General features: G+C 67.9%; 11 protein-coding genes and 1 pseudogene. 3 read left to right on the top strand and 9 right to left on the bottom strand.

The genetic code is table 11. The features are described from left to right. Position 1: 1 nt before the first annotated feature. The 3 genes from Sco07f_RS09815 to Sco07f_RS09805 form a co-directional block, all read right to left on the bottom strand. A complete protein-coding gene (locus Sco07f_RS09815; protein ID WP_108987578.1) occupies positions 2-3013 on the bottom strand; it encodes an SNF2-related protein in 3012 nt (1003 codons plus the stop codon). Between the two features lie 104 nt (positions 3014-3117). Beyond that, entirely contained in the window at positions 3118-4317 is a 1200-nt protein-coding gene (locus Sco07f_RS09810) for a serine/threonine-protein kinase (protein ID WP_108987577.1), read from the bottom strand. A gap of 277 nt (positions 4318-4594) precedes the next feature. After that, positions 4595-7315, bottom strand: a complete 2721-nt coding sequence (locus Sco07f_RS09805; RefSeq protein WP_159106937.1) for a CHAT domain-containing protein — start codon at positions 7313-7315, stop codon at positions 4595-4597. A 281-nt stretch (positions 7316-7596) separates the two neighbouring features. Here Sco07f_RS09805 and Sco07f_RS09800 point away from each other — a divergent pair, with 281 nt between their 5' ends. Both Sco07f_RS09800 and Sco07f_RS09795 read left to right on the top strand, forming a co-directional pair. Continuing rightward, positions 7597-8358 (top strand): DUF6338 family protein, encoded by a 762-nt coding sequence (locus Sco07f_RS09800; protein ID WP_108987575.1) that lies wholly within the window; start codon positions 7597-7599, stop codon positions 8356-8358. A 101-nt stretch (positions 8359-8459) separates the two neighbouring features. Then, positions 8460-8948: a hypothetical protein gene (locus Sco07f_RS09795; protein ID WP_244942021.1), complete on the top strand. Its 489-nt coding sequence runs from the start codon at positions 8460-8462 to the stop codon at positions 8946-8948. A 50-nt stretch (positions 8949-8998) separates the two neighbouring features. On the opposite strand, the gene Sco07f_RS09790 is transcribed toward Sco07f_RS09795, so the two are convergent. Together Sco07f_RS09790 and Sco07f_RS09785 are read right to left on the bottom strand one after the other, a co-directional pair. Continuing rightward, positions 8999-10054, bottom strand: coding sequence for a beta family protein (locus Sco07f_RS09790; protein ID WP_108987574.1), 1056 nt, complete (start codon positions 10052-10054; stop codon positions 8999-9001). Positions 10055-10772: 718 nt separating this feature from the next. Next, a complete protein-coding gene (locus Sco07f_RS09785) occupies positions 10773-11957 on the bottom strand; it encodes a DUF6183 family protein (protein ID WP_108987573.1) in 1185 nt (394 codons plus the stop codon). 82 nt (positions 11958-12039) lie between these two features. On the opposite strand from Sco07f_RS09785, the pseudogene Sco07f_RS09780 reads away from it, so the two are divergent. Further along, positions 12040-12315 (top strand): annotated as a pseudogene (locus Sco07f_RS09780) (WXG100 family type VII secretion target); the annotation flags it as partial. A gap of 268 nt (positions 12316-12583) precedes the next feature. On the opposite strand, the gene Sco07f_RS09775 reads toward Sco07f_RS09780, so the two are convergent. From Sco07f_RS09775 to Sco07f_RS09765, 4 genes are all read right to left on the bottom strand, one after another. Continuing rightward, complete coding sequence (locus tag Sco07f_RS09775) at positions 12584-13102, bottom strand: transglycosylase SLT domain-containing protein (RefSeq protein WP_007445267.1); 519 nt, start codon at positions 13100-13102, stop codon at positions 12584-12586. Positions 13103-13514: 412 nt separating this feature from the next. Continuing rightward, positions 13515-13817 carry a hypothetical protein gene (locus Sco07f_RS09770; RefSeq protein WP_159106936.1) on the bottom strand — a complete coding sequence of 101 codons (303 nt, stop codon included), beginning with the start codon at positions 13815-13817 and terminating at the stop codon, positions 13515-13517. A gap of 49 nt (positions 13818-13866) precedes the next feature. Next, positions 13867-14295: a hypothetical protein gene (locus Sco07f_RS39730; RefSeq protein ID WP_159106935.1), complete on the bottom strand. Its 429-nt coding sequence runs from the start codon at positions 14293-14295 to the stop codon at positions 13867-13869. An 87-nt stretch (positions 14296-14382) separates the two neighbouring features. Next, complete coding sequence (locus tag Sco07f_RS09765; protein WP_244942020.1) at positions 14383-23019, bottom strand: golvesin C-terminal-like domain-containing protein; 8637 nt, start codon at positions 23017-23019, stop codon at positions 14383-14385. Positions 23020-23134 lie beyond the last annotated feature (115 nt).

Raw genomic sequence — 23134 nt, 5'->3', positions numbered from 1 at the left:
GTCAGTTCTCCGCCTGGGCGTCGGACGGGTGGGCGTCGGCTGCGGGCTCGTCGGCTTCGGGGGTGTCCGGGCCGCCGGGGCGGGCGAGGACGGCGAGGACGCGCAGCAGCGGGCGGCCGGTGGTGTGCAGTTGGTCGAGGAGCCGGGCCAGTTCGTCGGCGGTCTCCTCGACGACGCGTTCGCGGCGGCCCGTGACTCCGGGCAGCAGGGAGTCGGCGCGCCACTGGGCGACGTGGGCGCGGTAGGCGGCGAGAGGCTCGCTGATCCGCTCCTCCCACTGGGCCCTACCCTCGTCCAGGTGGTGGCGGGCCGCGGCGACGGCGGCGGGCACGAGGGTCTGGAGCCGGTCCAGGTCGCGCGGGCCGCCGGTGCGGGCGAGCCGGGGGCCGACCTTCGCATCGCGCAGCGCGTCGGCCATGGGCCGCACCTCGGGTGTGCCGGTGCCGTCGGCGTCGAGCCCGGTGACGGCCATCCAGCGCACCACGGTGGGGCGGCCCAGGGCGTTGGAGTGGATGCCCTGGACCAGGAAGACAGGGCTGTCCACGTGCGGCGTGGTGATGACCGGGGCTTCCTGGCGGCCGAACTCGACGAGGACCTTGTCCGTCAGCCATTCCACCACCGGGTGGATGTCGGTGAGGAAGGAGACCTCCGGCCACATGCTGGTGCTGCTGTCCCTGGCCTCGGTGAGCTTGCGCTGCGCGAGGGTACGGTCGAAGGTGACCAGCATCCGCTCGGCGACCCGCTGCTCCTTGAGATAGGAGGGCGGGAGGGCCTTGAGGCGGTGGAGCAGGTCGGGGGCCTGGGCGGGAGAGAGCGAGAAATAGGCGCCGCCCTTGGCGTCGGTGCCGGAGGAAAGGCCGATCGCGTCCTCGGCGCGCTCCTGGTAGACCTCGTCGAGGGCGGTGGAGACGAAGGCGGCGGTGTCGCCTTCGAAGAGCGAGATCAGTTCGGCGCGTGCGGGCAGCTCCTGCTCGGTGATCGTGTCCACCTGGCCGAACAGGTCGGCCAGGGCGGTGTCGTCGGCGCCGGGACCGTCGTCCAGGAATTCCTCGACGGTGCCGCCGCGGACCAGCTCCTTGATGAGCCGGCGCTCTTCCTCCTCGGCGCGGTAGAAACCGGACACGGCCTCGGCGGTGCCGTCCAGTTTGTGCGCCTCCTCCTCACGGCGGAGCAGCTTCTCGGCGACCGTGCGGTCGTCCTTGGCGCCGGGTACGGCCGAGGTGAGGATCAGCGCACTGAACTGGGGCTCGTACGTCTGCCCGTACCGGTCGATGCGGCCGTTGCGCTGCTCGATGCGGATCAGCGACCACGGGATGTCGTAGTGGATCAGGTGGTGGCACTGGCGGTGCAGGTTGACGCCCTCGGAGGCGACGTCGCCGGTGAACAGCAGCCGGACCGGGGTGTCGGCGAGGCCGAACGCCTCCAGGACGTCGCCCTGTTCATCGTCGCTGAGGCCGCCGTGCATCACGGACACGGCCTTCGCCGTGCCGTCGGCCGCGACGGGGAAGCCCAGCCGGGCGGGGACGACCTCGGCCAGCCACTTGAGCGTGCGGACGCGCTCGGAGAAGATCACGGCCCGCGTGGTAGACCGGGGGCCGACGCCGATCTCCCGCAACTGCTGGACGAGCGCGTCGAGTTTGGCGGAGTCGCCGGGCGCGCTGCCGTCTCCCATACCGGCGACGATCTCCCGCAGCCGGGCGAGGGCGGCCTGCTCTCCGGCGATGGCCGGGTCGGGGCGCAGCCCCTTCTCCTCGGCCCTGCGGACCCTGTCGCCCAGCGCGGTGATGCGGTTGGCGACCGTCTCGCCGAGAGCGACGTGGGAGGAAAGGAACGTCTTGAGCAGGTTGTAGGCGAAGACGGCTTCGGTGGCGACCGAGGCGGGATCCTCGTCCGCCGTGCCGAACTCCGTGCTCTTCGGCGCAGCGGGAATCCAGTGCTCGGCCAGTTCGGCGAAGACCTGCTCCTCGGCCTCGGTGGCGGCACAGTGGAGGGAGACGGTGGGGCCGCGGTCGGGCCACTCGGTGCCCATCTCGTCCCGGACCTCGCGGCTGATCTTGGTGCGCCGGATGTAGAGGTGGCCGAGGTCCTCGGCCGGGTCATAGTGGTCGCGGTCGGCGATGGCGGCCGGGTCGAGCAAGGAGATCAGGTCGGCGAAGGACCGCTTGTCACCGTTGTGCGGGGTGGCGCTGGCCAGCAGCAGGGCGTCCGTGCGCGGGGCGAGGATCTCGGCGAGGGCGCGGCGCTGGCTGCCCGGGTTGATCAGGTTGTGGGACTCGTCGATGACGACGGCGTCCCAGCGGATGCGCTCCAGGTGGTGCCGGTACTGGCCGATGTTCTTGAGGGTGTCCACGGAGATGATCACGCGCTTGTAGTGCGTGAACGGGTTCCGGCCGGCCGGCAGCTCGCGCTGGATGCGCTGGACGCCGAGCGAGTCGAGCCGCACGAGCGGGATCGAGAAGCGGGTCCACAGCTCGTGCTGGAACTGCTCCAGGATGCTCTGCGGGGTCACGACCAGGATGCGCTCGCCCCGACCGCGACGGATCAGCTCCGCGAGGGTCAGGCCGATCTCGAGCGTCTTGCCGAGACCCACTACATCGGCGATTAGGACCCGCGGGCGCAGATTGCGCATCGACAGGGCCAGTTCGGCGGGGCGCTGCTGGTAGACGAGCGGGTCCAGCAGGAAGCCGTCCGCGAGGGCGAGGCCGCGCTCCGACTGGGGCAGCGGGGTTTTGCGCAGGACGGCTTCGAGAAAGAGGCGGCTGCTGCGGAAGTACGAAGAGGTGTCGGGGATCAGGCGGGTCTTCTCCGGATCGAGCAGTTCCACCTCGTCGATGCCGCTGAAGAAGACGGCCTCCTCATCGCGCACGAACTCCGAGACGCCGACCGCCTCGATCCGTTCCCCGTCGTGGTCGGTCGTGGTGGTGTTGCGGACCAGCCACTCCTCGTCCCGTACGGAGATCTGCGCCCCCGGCGGGAACCGGGTCCCCTCCTGTGTCGCCCCCTGGTCGGTCACCCGCGGCCCCTTCGTCTTCCCGTGCGTCGTGCGGTCCTGCGACGGCAAGTCTGTCACGGAAGCGGAGGGGTCCGTACGGGCTTCGGGGCGCGGACCGCGGCTGCTCAGAAGCGTGCCTCTCGGGCGTACGCGGCGCGGATCCGCTCGGCGATCCTCAGGGGTGCCGAGGGGGGGACGCCGATGGCCCCGCGGCTTCGTGGCGGGGCCCCGCTCTCCTCGGGAACGGTCTCCCGCGGGGCGGGGGAGACGGCGTTCCCGGCTTCCTCGCCGGCTTCGGCGTCGGCGTCGTCCCGCCCAGTCCCGGCGGGCACCGACGCGTCCGGCCGCTCCCCGTCCTCGGCCGCCGTCGGGTCGATGGCGCCGGGCGTGTAGGCGTGGGTGTCGGTTCCGGACGCCTGGCCGGGGGGCGGCGCGGGAAGGTGGGGCACGACGGTTTCGGGCGTCAGGTCGGTCAGACGACGCTTGGCCTGGAGAGCGGTCAGCCCCTGGTCCCGGATGGCCCGTACCAACCGCTCGATGACCTCGGGCAGGGCCGGCCGCGCAGTCGGATCCGGGGCCAGCATGTCCGTGATCAGCGATGCCAGCTCCGGTGGGACACCCGTGAGGTTGGGCGGGGTGTGCGGGTCCTCAATCTTCAGGGCGACGGCCTGCCAGGTCGGCCCCTCGTACGGGTAGTGCCCGGTCGCGGCGAACAGCAGTACCGCACCCAGTGCGTAGACGTCGGCCGACTGGTCCAGCCGGTGCTCGCCCCGGGCCTGCTCCGGCGGCATGCAGAGCACGCTGCCGACGACGAAGCCGGTCGCCGTCAGGGTGGTACGGCGTTCCGCGAGCACGGCGAGACCGAAGTCGATCACCTTCGGACCATACGGGGACAGCAGGATGTTCGGCGGCTTCAGGTCCCGGTGGAGCAGCCCCGCGTCGTGCACCGTGCCGAGCCCTTCCGCCAGCAACGCGCCCAGGCTGGCGGTCTCGGCGAGCGGCAGCGGACCATGTCCGGTGACGAGCGTGCGCAGGTCCGGTCCGGGGACGTACTCCACGGCGAGCCAAGGCTGGTCCGCGTCCGCGTCCGCGCCCACGAACGCGGCGACGAAAGGCCCGTACACCGTGCGCAGACTGTCCACTTCGGACACGAAGCGCGCCCGGGTGTCCTCATCGAGGACAGACGGCTTGATGACCTTCACGGCGGCCTGGTGGCCGGCCGCGGACTCCCCGAGAAACACCTCTCCCATGCCGCCGGACCCGATCCGGCATACGAGCGAGAAGCCCCCGATCTCCCTCGGGTCCTCGTCCCTCAGTGGTTCCACGTCGCCAAAGCCTCCCCTGCGTGACCTGCGACCGCTGCTATGGAAGGCGGACCGGCCCAGAACGCAGCCAGTCTATGCAAGGCCGCGCGCTGCACGTTCGCCGCCAGGTGCGGACGCCGGGCCCGCTCGCTCAACTCCTGACCGAGGCGAAATACCGCGGCCACACCGTGGCAACTCAGGTCGAGTTCCATCACAGCCAGACCGGACACCGCTCTCCTTGAGACTTCCCTGTCCGTGCTGAACAGCACGCGCGAAGCTGCGACCGTGAGCGCGTGACTCAGACGACTCCAGTGATCTTGAATGCGGCCCAGAACAGCGGATTCTCGGCGACCTGCTGGTCAAGGTGGCTCCGCCAGTCCGGAAGTATCGTGTCGATGGCTGATTCGGCGGCGCCCGCCGGACCTGCCCCAGAGGGCACGTGCCACCGATACTCACGTAGGTAGCGGATGGTGTCGGCGTAAGCGCTGTGGGAGTCCAATCCAGCACCGAGGTGTGCGTGGAGCACGGCGGAGAACACGACACCCTGCAGGTCCGTGATGTCCCACAGGGTGGAGATGACCGCTTTCGCTCCGCGGGCGAGGAACACGGACTCGATGCTGCGCAAGGTCTGCACGGTACGGCCGGTGCCTTCGTGCGTGCCTGTTCTGCAAGCGTTCAGGATGACCAGGTCGACACTGGAGAAGATTCCGTCTGCGAGGATCCCACTGGAAGTGAGCATGGCCTTCCCGAGCGAACCGCCGTGCAGGGCGAGTCCGGCGGCCCAGCGATTCGGGTGGGTCAAGCCGTGTGCCGCGACGTGGACGATCCGGGCCATGGGCATCATGTGCAAAGCGCGGGCCGGAGTCGCCTCCTCTTCCATGACAACTTCCACGCTGTCGTGAAGACCTTCGATCACATGGGCTTCGCACAGTGGGCCGCCAATCAGCTCGAGGCCGGGGAGGTGACCACCGCCGTGTGCCACTACCAGCACCTCGACCACAGCCGCTTGCCGCTGGGAACTCTCGATGGCGGACACGAGTCGAGCCGTAGGGGCGTAGACCACCTGCTCGAAAGCATCGATCAAGGTGGGGGTGCGCGCGCTGCCGAGCGGAGCTGCGTGAAGGGGCAGGAGCTCCAGCGGAGCTGTGGGGCTGAGCACCAACCGACGGACTTCATGGGGCGTAACCGTCTCGATGATGGCTTGTGCCGGCCCACCGCACTCAGTAACCAAGTGCTCCAGGTAGTCGTGCCACTTACGTTGGGGGTGATCCGGTGCTTGCCGCCTCCATTCATCGACCGCACCGGCGAGAGGTACGAGGGGAAACCCGTCACACGTAATTAGATCGAAGTGCGAGTGGCCCGCACTGGTCCGGCACACCGCAAGCTGGAGAGTTCCGTACCGGTTGATGAGGTGGACGAACGCACTCTGTTCGTCCACGGAGGGTCTGTCGGAGCGGTCAGTCCATCGTGGCTTGCCCTTCCCACGCCCCGTGGCCGCCCGAAGCAGTTCCAGAACTCTCTGCCTGTCCTCGGCAGCGGCCTTCAGTTCCGTATCTCCCTCCAACGGCCCTTTTCCGTCGAGCAGGTCGGCGGCATACCGAGAGCGAAGCCAGGCGAGATGGCGTGCGGCTGCGATGAAGGACTGGTACTCAGGGGCGTCGGACTCCAGGGCCAGCTCGTCATGAATGTCCTCGCCCTTGGCGGTTTCACAGGTCTGGAAGGCGACCTCTGCGGCCTGGTCTCGGCCCTCAAGGGCGATCCTCTGCCTTATCGTCTGCGTCTCGTCACCGACCAGCCGACGAAGCGCTGCGATCGAGGCTTCCTTTGCCCGGGCGCACACCTCTTCCGGAAGACCGAGCCGGATACTGCCCACTGCCCTGAGCTCACCGTCGCCTACCAGCCGGACGACGCTGAGACGGGCGTACCCAACGGTCGCAAGATGGAGCAGTTCCAGAGCATGTTCCACCCAGGAGAGGGAGTAGGTGTAGGGGGCCTGGAAGGGAGGGGCGGGGTCGGCCGGATGTGCGGGGAACTGGAACCACAGTCTCAGACCGTCATCGTAGTCTTCGACCTCGAAGCCGTGCCGTGTTGGCGGCTCCATCAGCATTCGCACGGCCGCCATATGCGCGTCCGTCTCCACTGTGGCCAACCAGACGGGGTGAGGACCTGCCTGCCTGTGGAAGAAGCGGGTACCGCACGTGATGATTTCCTCGGCCGCCCAATCGGGCACCGAGGAGTCCCGGGCGCCGGAATCCGGTTGCCACAATAAAGCGTCGTCTGGGTCCAGTTCGGCTCGATGCAGGCCCCAGCCCGCCCGAAGGCACTCCTCGCCGTACCGTTCATCCTCCGTCATGGGCGTGAACAGCTTGACCTCTTGTGCCGTCAAGTGAGAGGCCAGTTGGCCCATTCGGGCATCCCACGCTTCGAAATCTCTGCGTAATCCCATCAAGAGGTCTGGCGAAAGACCCCGGACACGCTGCACAGTCTCTTCTAGATCGACGCGGTGGTACCAGCGGTTCAGAACCTCCGTGAGCTCCGGTCTGTCGGCCAGCCCTGGCCTGGTGCTCAGGAAGGCGTCCGGGAGGGTGATCTTCATCAAGCCTCTGGTGACGAGGAACTGCGTGCACCCCCTCGCCGTTCCGGTGGCGGACTCGTGCAGGAGATCCGTAGGCAGGAAGGTGAAGGGGTCCTCCGTGTTGTCCAGGACGGCGTCTACAACCCGGTCGTCCTCAAGGCACCAGACTGCCTTGAGCTCGTCGCGGACCTTCTCCGGTGGATGTGTCGACAGTCGGCGTCCCGCCCACAACTCGATCAGCAAGGCGTGCAGTCCGTACACATCCCACCACTGCTCCCACGGCACGCCGCCCTTGCGGACCGTGCGGAGGACCGGCATGACAAGGTCGCGGGCCACCACCGATCCGGGTACTCCTAGGAGGACGAGGCCGGTCGATCGAAGTCGATCGCTAATGGTCTGCGGAGAGCGGCACTCAACATCGTCCGTCGCGACGCGGGTCAGCACAGTGGCGAGTGTCAGTTGATCATCCGCGACCCATGAGGGGAACACGTCGGACCGGCATGTCTCGGGCCTGAGACCGTGGCAGACCCGAGCTGCCAGACTGTCAACCCACGTGGTGCGTAGGCGCAGCAGATGGTCCTGCATCAGTTGTCCCAGCCTCCCCAACAGTGGGCAATCATCACGCCAGTATGTCTGTGGTACCTGCAAGTCATCGTGGGATCAGGCGACATTGGGCCATCAGTTCGTCAGGATCCTGCACCCGCTGTTCGGAAGGGCATACGACGATGCCGCACGCGCCCACCACAGTCACCCAGGTAGTGATCGTTCTTCTTCTGGTGCTCCCCGGCGTGACCTACCAGTTCGTCCGCGAACGCGCCCGTGGCCCGGTCCCGGGTCACAGAGACCTCGGAGAGCGCATACTCCGAGCCGTGACCGCGGGTATCGCTCTCGACACCCTCTACGTCCTGCTCGCCGGCCCATGGTTGGTGCATCTCGTCTACGACCGTCGCCGAGGCTGGCTGACCGGCGCGGCCGACAACCCTCGCGTCGCCGCGCTGACGGCGACGACCCTGTTGATCGTGGTGCCGGCCGCTGCCGCCTGGCTCACCTCATGGCTGGGCTCGCGAGGAAGCCGGTCCACCTACGACCCGACCCCCACCGCATGGGACAAGGTCTTCCAGCGCAGGAGCCACTGTCTGGTACGCGCCCGACTGAAGAGCGGCCTCTGGGTGGGCGGGTACTACGGCGAGCGGTCCTACAGCTCTGGCTATCCGGAAGCCGCAGACCTGTACTTGCAGACCGCATGGGCCATGTCCGGCGCCGGATCCTTCGAACGTCCACTGCCGCGTTCCGGCGGAATCTATATTCGGATGGATGATGTGGAGTTCCTCGACTTCATCGAGGTGCTTCCCGGGGCCGAAGAAGGGGACACGGCAGGTGACCGAGACACGACCACAGTTGGACCCCAACGGGAAGAGGGGGTACCGGCCCGTCGGCAATCGGCCCGAGCCGACTCAGGCTCCGCCGACGCCGGCTCCGACCGCTGAGCCGGACAACGGCGCCGGCACGGCCGACGAAGAATGACGCGGCGCTCAACACCCCGCCCCGGACCAGGCACTGGGTCGCGAGCCAGGTCGACCTGTGGAATGTGACGGTCATCCGGGCCAAGTCGCAGCTGCTCACCGTCGGCAGCCTCGCGTTGTGGCAGGAGCAGAGCGGCTTGCCGGCCCTCCTCCCCGCACGCTCGGCGCCGCTGGAAGCGGGCGACGACGGCGCTCCGGCCGAAGCGGGCACGCCCGACCCTGCGGCCGAGGCCCGCGAGGACCTGGCCGACCACCTGCAGCGGTACCTGACCGGACGGGTATCACTGATCTGGAGCGGACCGTGCAAGTGGGCGGGCACCTGGTGGACCTGCTGTTCACCGACGCCGGCGAGGATACGGCGGTGCTCAACGACCCTGGACCGAGACCCAGCACGGACCCCGCGCCTCCGGCTCCTCCACGCGCGAGGTGACCTGCTCACCGGCCTGCCCTCCGGGGGCCACGGCGCTCAACCCTGCCTGGTGAGCCGGACTGTGCGGGTGCCCGCCTGGCGGATCCTGTCGGGCGAGCACGCGCTGGCACCGCTGATCGACTGAGCCGCGCACAGGACGGCCGACCTTTCCTCGGAGCCTGGCCGACGGCCCGTTCAACCGTCGGACAGGCTCCGTACGACGTGCGTCATGTGCTGAAGGTTTCCCGCCTTCAGCCACTCCGTGGGCCCGCCCACACCCTCACTGCTCGTGAGCGGGCCGTTCGCACAGTCACTCAGCCACTCCTCACCCGGCCCGGCCCCAGAACCCCGGAATTCAGCCAGTTCGATGACCCGGCGGGCCGCGGCGCGGTTGACGGCGACCCGGTCCGGCCCTCGGGTCAGCGTCTTGACGACGAAGTACGAGCTGTCGGTCGTGTAACGGAGCGCCCCCCAGGGTGGGCCGCCCTTCCTCCCCGGCGCCGGGGCCTGCGCGAGGGCGCCGGGGGGCTGCACTGCGTAATCGCCGTAGCCAAGCAGCGGAGCGTAGGCCCGGCCCGTCGCGCGCACCTCGTGCCACATGCGCCATTCCGCCCGCGGCGCCTCGCACGATCCCTCCTCCAGCATGTCGGCGGTGGCTCGCGGAAAGCCGCCTCCGAGCAGGGCGGCGCTCCGCCAGACGGCCAAGGGCGTCAGCGCGTCGAGGGCGCGCAGCGCCTCCTTGCCCGCGTCGGGCCGGTCGTCGAGGACCGCGCCCATGTCGAGCAGCAGATGCAGGGGCATCTCCGGACCGGTCAGCGCCAGCAGGCCCCTGACGCCCTCCCCGAGGCGGCCGTCCCACTCCCCCGTGACCCGCACCCGTACGCCCAGGCCGCGCAGGCAGCGCTGGGCCGTCTCCACGGCCGCCGCCTGCTGCTCCGCGGTCCTCTCCGGCCCGGTGACCGGTCGCAGCCGTCCCAATTCGCAGTAGACGGTCAGTGCTTCGGCGATAGCGGCGGTTTGAGCGTCCTCACCGAAGGGAGCGTCGATCCATCCGCCGCGACGGCTCACGGCACTCACCCGATCCATGTACGTGCCGACCACCGCAGCCAGCGTCTCCGGCAGCACCCCTGGCAATGGCGGCAGGTTCCACAGCGGACTAATCGCAACCTGGACGTCCGGCCAGAGCCGCCGGAAGGCCCCGGCCGCATGCGGCTTCGTCGGCAGAACGGGAACGTAGAGCGGTCCGGACATCGCGGTTCCCCCCTCGGCACCGTCCGTGAGCGTCCCTTCCCGCCAGGGTCCATCCGCCTCGGAGCAGTTGAAAAGAGGGAGATTTCGGCCCGCGTGGCCGATGTGGGCAAGTGGCTGGTGAGGGTGTGACGCGAGTGTCCGCTTCCTGATGCTCGTGGTCGGTCAGACCCCTTGAAGGGTGGTCGGCCATGAGCAAGGGGAGTCCCCTGGGACTCTTCTGGGACTTCCGGCTGCAAGAACTGGCACGAACGTGAAACAACCGAAAGCCCATTCGCGCAGGTCAGTGTCCCGCGATCGACTATCACTGCAGGTTATTGCGCTGGCCGGTCCCTCCCGGGACATCTGAAGGGTCTGAGGAAAAGCAGCGCGAACCCCCCCTTACCTGCACAGATGCAGGGCAGGGGGGAACTCGCAGTTGCCCCTGGGACTTCTCTGGGACATACACGTCACGTGTGCGTTCATCGAGAACGGTTCTCACCAGGGGCCAGGTGATACAGCCGCAGGCCAGCGCGAGCAAGCTGACGCTCCGAGCGCCTCGCCCGAAGACCCCAAGCGTCACGTCCGGCCAGAGCAGCGTGGTCTCCGCCCCTGCGACCGGAATCCGGCGGCGGGTCCGCAGCACGGTGCTGGTGACGCCCGCGTCCTTCTTCACAGGGCCGGAAGGATCTCGGCCCACTCTGACGACAAAGGCGAAGAAGGTGCCAGGGACGACTTCCCGCTATCCGAGAGCATCGCGGTGGACATCGGTATCGGTCGCCGCCAGCACCGCGACCCGAGTCCGGGTGGGATCGAGCACGGCGAAAGCCAGGTCCGAGGTGTCGTGGTGGAACCAGTCCGTAAACGCCATGAACCGCAGCCACCGGTGATCTGCCGCGCGCCGCACCACTTCAAGGAGAGGTACCCCGGCGGGCGACCCCATCAGCGCGTAGAGACTCTCCCAGGCGTACAGCCTGGCGTACGCACCGCCCTGCCCCTGGCCGTTCACTCCGCCGACGTACGAAGCCGAGAAGAGTTCGTTGAGTACATCGTCGGGTGTCGTCTCGCAGGCGAGCGCGCTCCCCCGGCGGCTGCCCGCACCCGCCAGGCAGCGCAGGGGCAGTTCCTTGATGAAGGAGATGCCGAAGTCGTCGGAGCTGAGCGGGCTCGGCAGCGTGAAGAACCGTGCCTCGGGCTCACGGGTCCACCCCCCGGCTTTGAAGGGTTGGGCAGCGGCGTTCGCCCGTCCGTCGTCCAGAGTGTTCACGGCACCGCGACCGGCGACCGCACCGCCGTCGGTCGAGGGAGCCTCGGGGAAACGCGACCGGAGCTGCTTCGCGGTCTTGATCGACCCCAGTCCCCGGACACGAGTCGTGAACCGATGCTCGATGTCCAGTCGCGTTCTGGGCAGCCGAGCCAGCGGGTGCCCCAGCTCACCCAGCTTCTCGGCGTACGCGTCCAGGGAGCGCCGGCCAGTCCCCGAGCCGATCAGTGCCAGCTCTCCGAGGAGGCAGGCCCGCAGCTCGACCGCACGTCCCAGGACCCCGTCCGGCAACTCGCGGAACAGAGGCTCGATGTCCCGCAGTTGCTGAGTCCTGACCAGCTTCGCGGCCACGGAGCGCAGCAATCGATCGCCTTCGCCAGGGGGAATGGCCTCTTCGGGCAGCAGCCGGCTCACGAGGTCCGCAGCGAACGTCACACAGTCCCGCGAACGGGTGTCGGCAAGGGTCTCGGCGATCCGCCCGACGGTCCGCGCCGCAGAGGCTCCACGGGGCCCTTCGCCGGCCACCGTCCGGCACAGCCGCTCCGCCGCCTCGTACATTCCTTCCGGCCCGAGCTCAGCCAGATGCTGCGACTCCGGCCCGGGCCGCTCCTGACGATGCCGTTCGGAAGTGGCGCCGCCGGGCGTCTCTTCGTTGTGGCTCACGCTCCGAGTCTACGAGCAGGAGATCAAGTAACTTTGCTGAGGCATAAGTGCCTTGAGTGGAGCCGTGCGACGGGGGAAGAACGTGGGAAACCGGCCAACCGATTGGCATGTCCTTGATCTGGACAAGGACCCGACCCCCGGCGATCCGCAACGAGTGCGCAGGCTGGCGAAAGTCCTGCACGACTTCGCTGACGACGTGTCCGACGCCCTGCGCCTGGTCAAGGGCATGGCGGGAGAGAGCACGCTCGCGGAGTGGGCGGGCAAGTCGGCCACGGTCTTCAAGGAGGAGTTCTCGGGGGTCCCGAAGAACTTGAAGAAACTGGAGAAGTCGTACGGGATGTGCGGCGACGCCCTCTCGGAGCTCCATCAACCGGCACGAGCGTGAAACAGCTGCAAGACCATTCACCCAGGTCAGCAGCCGATTCCCGCACAACGTTACAGGTCACCGAGCTGGCTGGTCTCTCCCGGGACATCTGAGAGCGACTTTTCCGGGGCGCACGGGGTGCGACGCAGGCGGGGCCGGAGGGACGTGTCGTCCCTCCGGCCCCGCCGTGCTGCCTGGGCCCCGCCGGCCTCCGCGCGGGACCGGTTGTCCCGGGGGCTCAGGCGGTCGGTGGGTCCGCCGGTCAGTAGGCGGAGTCGACGTTGTCCATGGAGCCGTACTTGTCGGCCGCGTAGTTGCAGGCGGCGACGATGTTGGCGACCGGGTCGGTGATGGAGTCCTTCGTGCCCTTGACGTGGTAGGCGTCGAAGGTGGGCTGGATCGTCTGGAGCAGGCCCTTCGAAGGAATGCCGTTCTGGGCGTTCACGTCCCAGTTGTTCTGCGCCTTCGGGTTGCCGGACGACTCGCGCATGATGTTGCGGTGCAGGCCCTCGTAGGTGCCCGGGATGTTCTTCGCGTCCATGACGTCCAGGGCGGTGCGGATCCAGCCGTCGAGGTCGTCGCCGTGCTTCTTCTCGCCGGCCTTGACGATGGCCTTGATCTTGTCGGTCTGGGCCTGGGTCTGCGCGGTGGACGCCTTGGCCGGCTCGGCGGCGTGCGCGGGGCTCGGGACGAGGGTGAGGCTGACGGCGGCGGCGCCCGCGGCGGCGAGGGAGGCAACGGCGGACTTGCGGATGTGGGGACGGCGCATGAGGGCGTGCACGGGTGTACCTCTCCATTCGGGAACGTGATGGGGAGGCCGACGGGGGGTCGGCGACGCGGTGTCCGCGTTGGACGCGGCTTCGCGTCATCAGGGCCGGTGTCTGGATCACGGACGGGCTCTTCTCCCGTCCGGTCCCGGCGCTCGGCTCCCCGGTACGCAGAACACACTGCGGAACGCTCCGGCGTCGCGACAAGTGTGTGACCTACTACGCCGCTTCGCAGACCGGCCGCCCCACTCGTCCGGACGGCCGACGATTACGGGGGCGAGCGGCCGTCGGACGTCTACTAACTCCGGTCCCGTGTGACGTGAGCCCTGTGCGCGCCCTCACAGAGCCGGTCACCCAGCGACCATCTCTGGTCACCCTGCGGAGACAGCTTCCTCACTGCACGAAACGGCGCAGTCACCTTTCGCGTCAGAGTTGTCCGGCGACGCCGACCACTCGATAGAGACACACGAGGATGATCGCCGCGCAGACGGACTTGGACAGCGGGCGTCGCGAGAGCGACGTCACGGCCACCGCCGCCGAAAGGGCGGCGATACCGACGCACAGCAGCGCTCCGAATGCCCCGTCGTTGTCCCGCCGTCCCGGGAACGCAGCCGGATTGTCCGTTTCGACCGTCATGGCGAAGCTGAACAGCACCAGGGCCGCCGCCACCGCGTACAGCACGGCAGCACCCCAGGACTTGATGACGGAGGAGGCTCGTGTCGTTGTCATCCGACCAGTCCCTCCGACGAGTCGAAGTTGACGGTCTCAGGAATTCTGGTCAATCACCCGTCATTCCCCAGAAGGCGAATCCGCAGGGTGCACCCTGTTCATAGATGGCGGTGCAGCAACCGGACCCGCGAAGCACTGGCGGAAGGCGCCGCCTCGCGGTCGCATAGACAGATTCCACAATTTCCCGCGTGGGCTTGTCCGTGCCGAAATACTGAACAACCTCTTGCGGAAGGAGCAGTCGAACCGTTCCGTCTTCATCGTATTCGGGATCATCGGATTCGATGACACGATCGACGTCGATGATCGAGTGAGCCCCCTCCTCCTCGAGCGCACCACTGCTCACCAAGTCGGAAAGCGATGCAATCGAAGGGTCGAAGTCGCTCCAGGATTTTACGAATTCACGCTCCCGCAGCTCGTCCAATGCGGACTGCGCGCCGTCACAACCTTCGATGAAGTAATGCCATCGAGACGCCCCCAAAACATTTCTCCATTCTCGGAAAATCTGACTTGCGAAGACGGGCGGGCGCACCTGTCAGAAAGCGCACCCGCCCGTCAGTCTGCCCTATTAGAAGGCAATCGCGCAAGCAGGTGCTGCCGGCCCGCACAGCGGCGCAAATACCTTCGCACCCCACCAGAGTGCGGTACCAAGAGCTGCGGCACCTGCGCCGACCTTCACCGGCTCAGGCACGCGCACGGGTTTGGGCTCCGGACGCGAGGTCGCCATGTAGAACTCTTGATAATTGACTACTCCATGTTCAGTAGCCATACCGCCGAAGAAATCGGAATTGTCCAGTTCGAGGAACTGACCCCGCTTCACTCCGGGCCCAACCAGCGGATGCGGAAGCCGGAAACCGGGCTTGATGTCGAGACCGGCGTACTGCGGATCGCGACGCATGAAATCTATATACCATTCCACGTCGTCCTTTCCGTAGCCTTCGGCCGGCGCAAAACGGTCGTTCGTCCACGGCATCCGCGCCTTGTGCTTGAGTTCCCACACATAGAGTGTGTTCCCGTCTCGGTACGTCATATCCGCACCTCCGTCTTCGCCGGTGCCCTCCTTGGAGCCGCCCAGCACAGGGGCCTCCATCTGGACACGCGTGATCCCCGACGGACCGTACTTGGCCTCGGCGAGGCCCACCAGGTACAGCCACATGATGTCCTGAGCCGCGTTGTGCATGCTCGTACCGGCCCCAGCCGCTTTTGCAGATGTCGAGCCGCTGTTTGTGGCACACGGCCCGATGAATCCTGGCGTCCCGCAGCCACCCGACGGAGTGCTGCTGCCACCGCCATCCATCGGCGCGGGCATGTGGCCGTCGAGTTCCACGTTGCTGACCGGGTTGCCGCCGGTGAAGGCGTACCGGTTGCCGGTGAACGGGTCCGTTCCCAGGCCCATGTCGGCGAGGGCACCGTTGTACATGTCCCGGGTGGTGAAGCGGTTCAGGCCCGGGTTGTAGTCGCGGAAGCCCATGTCGTAGGTGCCGGACTGGGCGTCCCAGCGCTTGGAGTTGTAGCGGTAGGGGTTGTAGTCCTCCTTGGTGGGGTCGGTGGTGTCGGGCTTGTCGATGCCGGTGAACTCGGACTCGTCGTTGGAGCCGTAGGCGGTGTAGCCGTAGGTGGCCTTCGTGTCGCCGTTGTCGTCCGTCAGCGTTTCGACGTCGGTGTGGCTGTTGTAGCCGTAGTAGCCGTCCTCGGTCGTCCCGTCGGTGTTGTGCTTGATCTGCGACAGGCGCTGGCCCCACGGGCTGTACTGGTAGGACTTGGTCAGCTCGCCGGCGACCTTCTCGTCGAGGACCTCACCGGACAGGCCGAGGTACTCGAAGTCGGTGGTCTTGCCGTCCGCCGTCTTCGAGGCGGTGCGGTCCAGCGGGTCGAAGGTGTACGTGGTGGACTTCATCGCGCCGGTGTCGTCCATCTTCTGGGACTCCACGACGTGGTCGAAGCCGTCGTACACGCTCCGGGAGATGATCTGCCCCTGCGACGTCACCGACTGCTGGCGGCCGAAGGGGTCGTAGGTGTAGTCGGCCGTGACGCCGGAGGTCGTCGCGGTCAGCAGGCGGTTGCGGTCGTAGTGGTAGGCGGTCGTCGTGCCCTTGACCGTCTGACTGACGACGTTGGCGTTGTCGTCGTGGACGTAGGTTTCCGTGCCCGCGCCGTTGCCCGTCTTGACGGACTCGGTGAGCCGGTTGGCGGGGTCGTAGGTGTAGTTGGTCGTGGAGTCGAGGTACGCCGCGTGGTTGTCGGCGTCCATCTTCTTCGCGACGTCCTGCGCCTTGTTGCCGTTGGGGTCGTAGGCGTAGGTGTGGGAGGCGACCAGCGTGGTGCCGTCCGCCTTCTTCTCCGTCGTCGACTTCAGGGCGCCGTCGAGGTAGTAGGTGTAGTCGACGGTGTTGTCGTTGGCCTTGGTCTCCTTCAGCTTCGTGCCGCGGGCCGTGTACGTGTACGACGTCACCTTCGGGTCGGTGTCGGTCGCCGTCTTGCCGACCGAGACGGTCTTGACCAGTTCGCGCAGGTCGTAGGTGTACTGGGAGAACTGGCTGGGGTGGGTGACCGTCTCCGGCTGCCCGTTGGCGTCGTACGTGTACGACGTGGCCTTCTTCTCCGTGCCGGACAGGGACTCCGTTACCTTCTGGACCTGGTTGAGGCCCGTGTAGGCGACCGTGTAGGCGTCGGTCCGCGTCCCGGACGACGTGTCGTCGATCGAGGTCAGGTTGCCGTTGACGTCGTAGCCGTAGGTGAACGTCTTCTGTTCGGTGTCCGTGTCGGCGGAGTTGTCACGGACCAGCTTGACCGCGTCGGCCACCACGGTGCCCGTGCCGCTCTGTTCCAGCTTCAGTTCGGTGTCCTCGCCCTGCTCGAGGGCGTAGTCGCCGAGGGCGACCCAGGTGCCGGGGCCGGTCGTCTGGTTCCTGGTGACGGCCGGTTCGGTGGTGGTGCCGTGGGTGAGGGTGTACTCGGCGGCCGTGGCAGCGCCGGTCACCTCCGGATACTTCACGTACGCGGTGTACGTGCCGTCCTCGGGGACGTTCAGCGTCCACGTGAACGCGTCCGTGCCCGTGCCGGCGGCGTGGGTACGGTGGTCGTAGCCCTGCTGGCCGGTGCTGTCCCCCGCTGCCCAGGTGCCGGTGGTGGCGGTGTTCTGGGTGTCGGAGTTGTCCACCAGGACCACCGACCTGCCCACCGGGACACCGTCGTCCGCCTTGGACCTGAGTTTGCCGTCGGGGTAGTACGACCACGTCATCGTGCGGTTGGAGGATCCGCCCGCCGATGTGAGGGTGCGGGCGGTCTGCCGGCCCAGGTCGTTGTAGTCGTAGGTCGTGGCGATGGACCACGGGTCCGTGGAGGACCTCACCCAGCCGTTGTCGAAGTGGTCGAACACCGTGGTGTTGCGGACCGTCTGCCCCTCGGAGGGCGGCAGCGAGGTCTTCGCCACCCGGCCGACCTTGTCGTACACGGTCTCGGTGTAGACGTTCGGGTCGTTGTGGCGGGCGTCCGCCGGGTCGTAGGGCTGGTACTGCTTGACGGGCCGGTTCAGCGCGTCGTATTCGGTGCGGGCGGTGAACGCCGTGGTCGTGTCCGCCGCGACGGCCCGCGGGGTGATCACCTTGGTGGTGTTGCCGACCTCGTCGTACTCGTACCGGGTCGTGCGGTAGGTGATCGTCGTGGTGCCGCTGTGCGGGACCTTGACCTCGGCGGTCTTGCCGCGCTCGTCGTAGGTGGTGAGCGTGGTGTTGTTCTCCGCGTCCGTGGCCGAGGTGACCAGGGAGTCCTTGTCGTAGGCCCGCTTGGTGGTGTTGCCCGCGGCGTCCGTGACCGAGGTGACGCGGTGGTTCAGGTCGTAGGCGGTCCTGGTGGTGTAGTCGGCCGTGTCGGCCGTGGCGTTCTTCTTCGGGTCGACGACCTCGGTGGTGTTGCCGACGTTGTCGTACCCGTAACTGATCGTGTCGCCGTCCGCGTTGACCACGGAGGTGAGCTGGTAGATCTCGTCGTAGTGGTTCGTCGTGACGTAGTCGGCCGGGTCCGACGTGGTCAGCGTGCCCTTGGGCTCGGTGGTCGCGGTGAGATGGCCGGCCTTGTCGTAGGTGTAGGTGGTCCTGCGCTCGTCCGAGGTGGTGGTGTCCTTCGGCGCGGTCGCCGAGGTGATCTGGTCCGCGGCGTCGTACACGGCGGTGGACACCGCTCCGTTGGGCGCCGTCGACGTGGTGACGTTGTCGTTGGCGTCGTACTCCGGGGCGGGCGTGGTGATCAGGTCACCCTCGTCCTGGTTCTTCGGCACCGTGCTGACCAGGGGGCGGCCGAAGGTGTCGTACGTCTGCGTGGTGACCTTGTCGTAGGCGTCGGTCACCTTGGTGACCTGGCCGCGTTCGTCGTAGACGAAGTCCGTGGCGTGGGCCAGCGCGTCGGTGATCGTCTCCGGGTTGCCGGTCGCGTCGAAGGCGCTGTAGGTCGTCGGGTTGCCGTTGGCGTCGACGGCCTTGGTCAGCTGTCCGTGGGAGTTGTACTCGTAGGTCGTCGTGTAGTCGTCGGCCGTGGCCGTCGCGACGCCCTTGGGGTCGGTGACCGTCTTCAGGTTGCCGAAGGTGTCGTAGCCGAACTGCCAGGCGCGGCCCTCGGGCGAGGTCTTGCGCCACAGGTCGGCGGCGAAGCCGTCGGCGCGGGTCTGGTAGTCGTACGTGGCCGCGTTCGCCGGGTGCGTGCCCGGAGCGCATTCCGAGGCGTCCGGGACACCGGACTTGTTGTTCTCGGCGTCACGTGACCAGAGGGGGTAGCCGGTCTTCTGGTCGTAGCAGTAGGCGGTCTTCGCGCCGTTGGCCTCCTCCAGGTAGGTGACGTTGTTGTCCGCGTCCCAGCTCATCTTCGTGGTCTGGGACTTGGCGTTGGTGGTCTGGACGGGGCGGCCGTAGTCGTCGGTGACGTACTTCGTCGCGTGGCTTTCGGCGTCCGTCACGGTGGCGTCCGTGAACTTGGGGTTCGCCGCGTCCGCCGCGTAGGTGAAGCCCGTGTCACCGCCGAGGCGGTCGGTGAGGGTCTTCGTCCACCAGTGGTACTTCGGGTCGTCGCCGGTCTTGGGGGCGTAGTACGCCAGGTCGGTGCCGTTGCCGCGCGGGTCGGTGGCGGTGACCAGCTTGACGTTCTTGTTGCCCTGGGTGGCGTCGTAGGTGAAGGCGAAGACCTTCGGCTGGGCGGAGCCCGCGCCGTCGGTCAGCTTGGTCAGCAGCGCCTTGTCCGAGTACTCGAAGGTCAGCTTGCGGCCCGAGACGTCGGTCATGGACCGGACGTGGTCCGCGACCTTCGGGAAGGGTGCGTCGGCCTTGTCGTAGTAGGCGACGGTCAGCGACTTCCGGCCGGCGGGGTCGGTGATGTACTTGAGGAACTTGGTCGGCTTGTTGTTGGACTTGCGTTCCTCGTACGTGTACGTCTGCGTGTTGCCGTTCTTGTCGACCGTCGAGGTCAGATAGCCGTCGCAGCCGAAGAGGAAGCGGGTGCCGTCCGGGCGCAGCAGGGTCCAGGCGTCCGGGACGGGGTCCTTGCTGGGCTTGCAGTCCAGGCCGGCCTTGGCCGACAGCCGGTAGTGGACGCCCGCCGGGGCCTTCCAGGTGCCGTCGTCCTGCTTGCGGAAGACGTGGGTGGTGCCGTCGCCGTCGGGGAGGCGCACCTCGGTCGGGTTCGGGTTGGGGTGGAAGTCCAGGGGCGCGCCCAGGCGGACGGGACCGGCGAGTTGTGCGGACCAGCCCGCGCCCGAGACGGTGTCGGAGGTGTCGAGCGAGTTGTAGGAGAAGCGCGCGAACGTCGTCAGGCCGCGGCCCGGGTTGGTGAACGCGTTGTAGGACCACACGCTGTTGCCGGAGGCCAGGTTGTTCATGACCGTGGAACCGGCGCCGGTGTTCTTGCCGGTGTAGGAGTAGAACTTCTCCAGGCCCAGCTGGTTGGAGGTGGGGTCCTCGACCGCCACGCTCTGCTTCAGCGGCGGGATGGCGTTCGTGCCGGCCGACAGCCAGCTGCCGTCCGCCGTCTTGCGGACGTCCCAGCCGAGCGCGTACTCGCCGCGCTTGTTGCCCGAGTCCGAGTTGACCGGTGTGGAGACCTTCGCCTGGATCGTGGCCGACTTGCCCGGCAGCAGCGCCGGGATCGGGGTGGCGAGCTGGTTGCCGCCGGTGGTGACGTCCGTGCCGTCGGGGAGCTTCCAGGTGTAGGACAGCTCCCGCTCGCCCTCCGCCCACTGGGCGGAGGTGGTGTTGGTGACCGTGAAGTCCACCGTGTAGGTGGTGTTCGGGGTCATCCGGGACGGGGTCTGCGGGGCGTAGTACGTGTCCTCGGTGGTGGAGTCGACGTAGATGACCTGCATGTACGGGCGCAGCTGCGGATCGGCGGCCTCGGCGGACAGGAACAGGGTGCGCTCCTGCGGGCCGGAGGCGGACTCGTCCTTCAGCTTCACCGCGACGCCCTTGTTGCCGGCCGGGTCGTCGATCCAGCTCTGCATCAGGCCGGTCGCGTCCCACCAGTGGCGGCCGACGTCCGACACGCTCGCCACGGTGTCGGAGACGGCGGCGGACATGTCACCGCCCGCGCTGGACCAGGCGGTGGTGGAGGCCGCGTTGTTCCACGTGGCCTGGGTTTCGGAGAAGTCCCGGGTGAGGGCGTGGAGTTCGTAGATCGCGCCGTCGGTGTCGGTGGTGGTCTCCGCGCCCCACATGTACATGCGGTTGTTGATGACCGTGGCGGTGGACGGGATGTCGTCGGTGGGGAACTTCAGCACGGCCCGGGTCCTGCCGTAGGTGCCGGAGTTGTTGCCGACGCTGAGCCACTTCTGGTCGACGTCCCAGGAGCGGATGGTGTCCTGGTTGGTGGACGGCTGGGCGGAGGACAGGGTGGTGTCGGTGACGCCGCCCTGGCTGCCCTGGATGATCTTCATCGTCCGGCCGGCCTTGGGGATGCCGACGATGCGGGTCGGGGAGCCGAGCAGTTCCCCGCTCTTCGTCTTCACCGCGATCTGGTAGTAGTACGACTTGTCGATCTCGTTGGCGGCCGAGTCGGGTGTCGGGACGGCGGTGGTGTCCGTGTAGGTGGTCTCCGACGCGCCGATCGGCGCGATCAGGGTCGCCGCGGACGGGGTGAAGGCCTGCTGCGTGGAGCGGTGCAGCTGGTACTCCACGATGTCCAGGCCCGCGTCACCGGTGGTGTTGGCGTACGCCTTCCAGGACAGCTCCGGGCCGGTGGAGTGCACCACGGTCGGCGAGTTCAGCGAGGTGCCGACCTTGCCGTAGGTCACCGTCAGCCGCGGGACGGTCGACGTCTCGCCGCCGTAGGCACCGTCACCGGCCTCGTAGCGGGGGCCGCCGAGCGGTCCGGTGGACGACTCGTCCTTCGCCGTCAGCACGAAGCCGTGGTTGGCGGCGGTGCCGCTCACCCACTTCTGCACCGTGTCGGCGACCGGGAACTCGTGCCACTGGTTGTACTCGCCCTTGTTCTTCACGATCTGGGCCGGGTTCACCAGCCGCACCGCGTCCGCGAGCACCGCCGTCGAGGACGAGGCCGGTCCGTCGCCGAGGACGACCTTGCCGACCGTGCCCTTGGTGAACGGCAGCTGGCCGCCGCCGTTCAGCGACGCCCAGACGCCGTTGGTGCCGGCCGTCTGGTCGACGGTGAAGGTCTGGGTGCCGTCCCGGTGCGTGACCGTGTACGGGGCGTTCGTCGCCCGGTCGAAGGCCGCGACGTAGTGCACGTCGATGCGGTAGGTGCCGCTGTCGGTGACCTTCGGCTGCCAGGTGTAGGTGTCCCCGGCGACCGTGTCCTTGTTGTAGTGGTAGTCGTCGCCGATCGCGTACTGCGTCAGCGTCGAGCCGGAGGCCGGCCACGATCCCTTCGCGGCCGTGGTGCCCGCGTCGCCGTCGTCCGCCTGGACGCTGGTGCCGGACAACTCGCCGACCAGGCCGGAGGTGTTGGACCAGGTCGCCGTCGACTCGTCCCAGGCGCCGGTCGCGCGGTGCGCCTCGATGGTGACGTCGTTGCCGTTCGTCGTGTGCGACTGGTCGAAGTAGACGCCCAGCCGGGCGCCGTCGACCTTCACCCCGTCCGGGATCTCGTCCAGGGGGAACTTCAGCAGCGAACGGGAGGTGGCCGACGCGGACGTCTTGCCCGCCGCCAGCTTCCAGGAAGAGTTGAAGTTCACCCCCGGCTGGTCGGACAGGACCATGGTGTCCTGCGAACCCGACGGTGACGGCGCGATCGTGATCGTCGGGTCGATCACGACCGGATACTGCCGCTCCTTCGCCGCCAGCCACTTCGCGTCCGGCGTGACGGTCAGCTTCCAGCCGTCACCGTCCCGCCGGAGCTTCTGCGTGACCTCGGCGCTGTACGCGTACCCGTACGGCGACGACGCCGACTTCTTCGCGTCCGTCATGTACGGGGCCGGTATGACCAGCACCGGAGTGTTGGGCAGCTCCCCGAAGAACGCGATCGAGCCGTCCTCGCGGGCCTTCGGTGTCAGCCCCTCCGTGTCCAGCGTGAACGTGTACGTCACGGGACCGGCGGGCCGCTCGGACAGGGTGATGTTCTCCTTCACCCGGCCCGGACCGACCACGTAGGAGAGATCGGCGCCGCCGACCGCGTCCTTGTACGTGACGGTGGCGTCCTTGGCCTCCGGCTTCAGCCGACCGCTCGCGCCCTCCAGGCCGAGGGTGACCGACTGGCCCCCGTCACCGGCCTCGAAGCGCAGCAGGCGGTCCGGGTCGGACCCGAACCAGCTGCGGCCGGTGTTGCTCTTGTTCGCGAAGTCGAACCCCTTGGCCCTGGTCTCGGCCACCCGGGTGTCGATCGCCTTCCAGGACATGCCCGCCGGGTCCTTGTACGAGGTCGGCGCGGCCGTCAGCTCCGCCTCCACCCGCCCGTCGGACAACTGCCAGAAACGCGCCGTCGGGGTGCGGCGCGAGGTCAGCTCCTTGACCCGCTTCGCCTTCGGCGCGTTCTTCCCCTTGGGAAGCTTCTGCCGGTCGGCCATGCCGAGACCGCCGTACGACGGCGGCTCGGGGGTCTCCTTCTCGTCGTCCCCGAGCCAGCCGGAGACGGTGTCGATGAATCCCTTGTCACCATCCTTTCCGGAATTGGACGGTGGGGCCGCATAAGCGACCTGCGGCAATAGCGTGCCCGCAATCGCCGCAGCCACCAGACAGGAGAGATATCTCCTGTAAGGCACCTTCACGTGCATACCTTTCGCCATCGGCGGCCCAGTCCGCCGAACGCGAAACGGGCGCGCCGAACGAGCCGTCGCGGAGAGTTCCGCCCGGCTTTGTGCATAGCTGTGCAGCACCCTGCGAGCAGGC

The organism is Streptomyces coelicoflavus, assembly GCF_003112555.1.
In the GTDB taxonomy this organism is placed as follows: domain Bacteria; phylum Actinomycetota; class Actinomycetes; order Streptomycetales; family Streptomycetaceae; genus Streptomyces; species Streptomyces coelicoflavus.
Note: the sequence above shows the minus strand (reverse complement) of the source record. Positions and strands in the feature narration are given on the sequence as shown.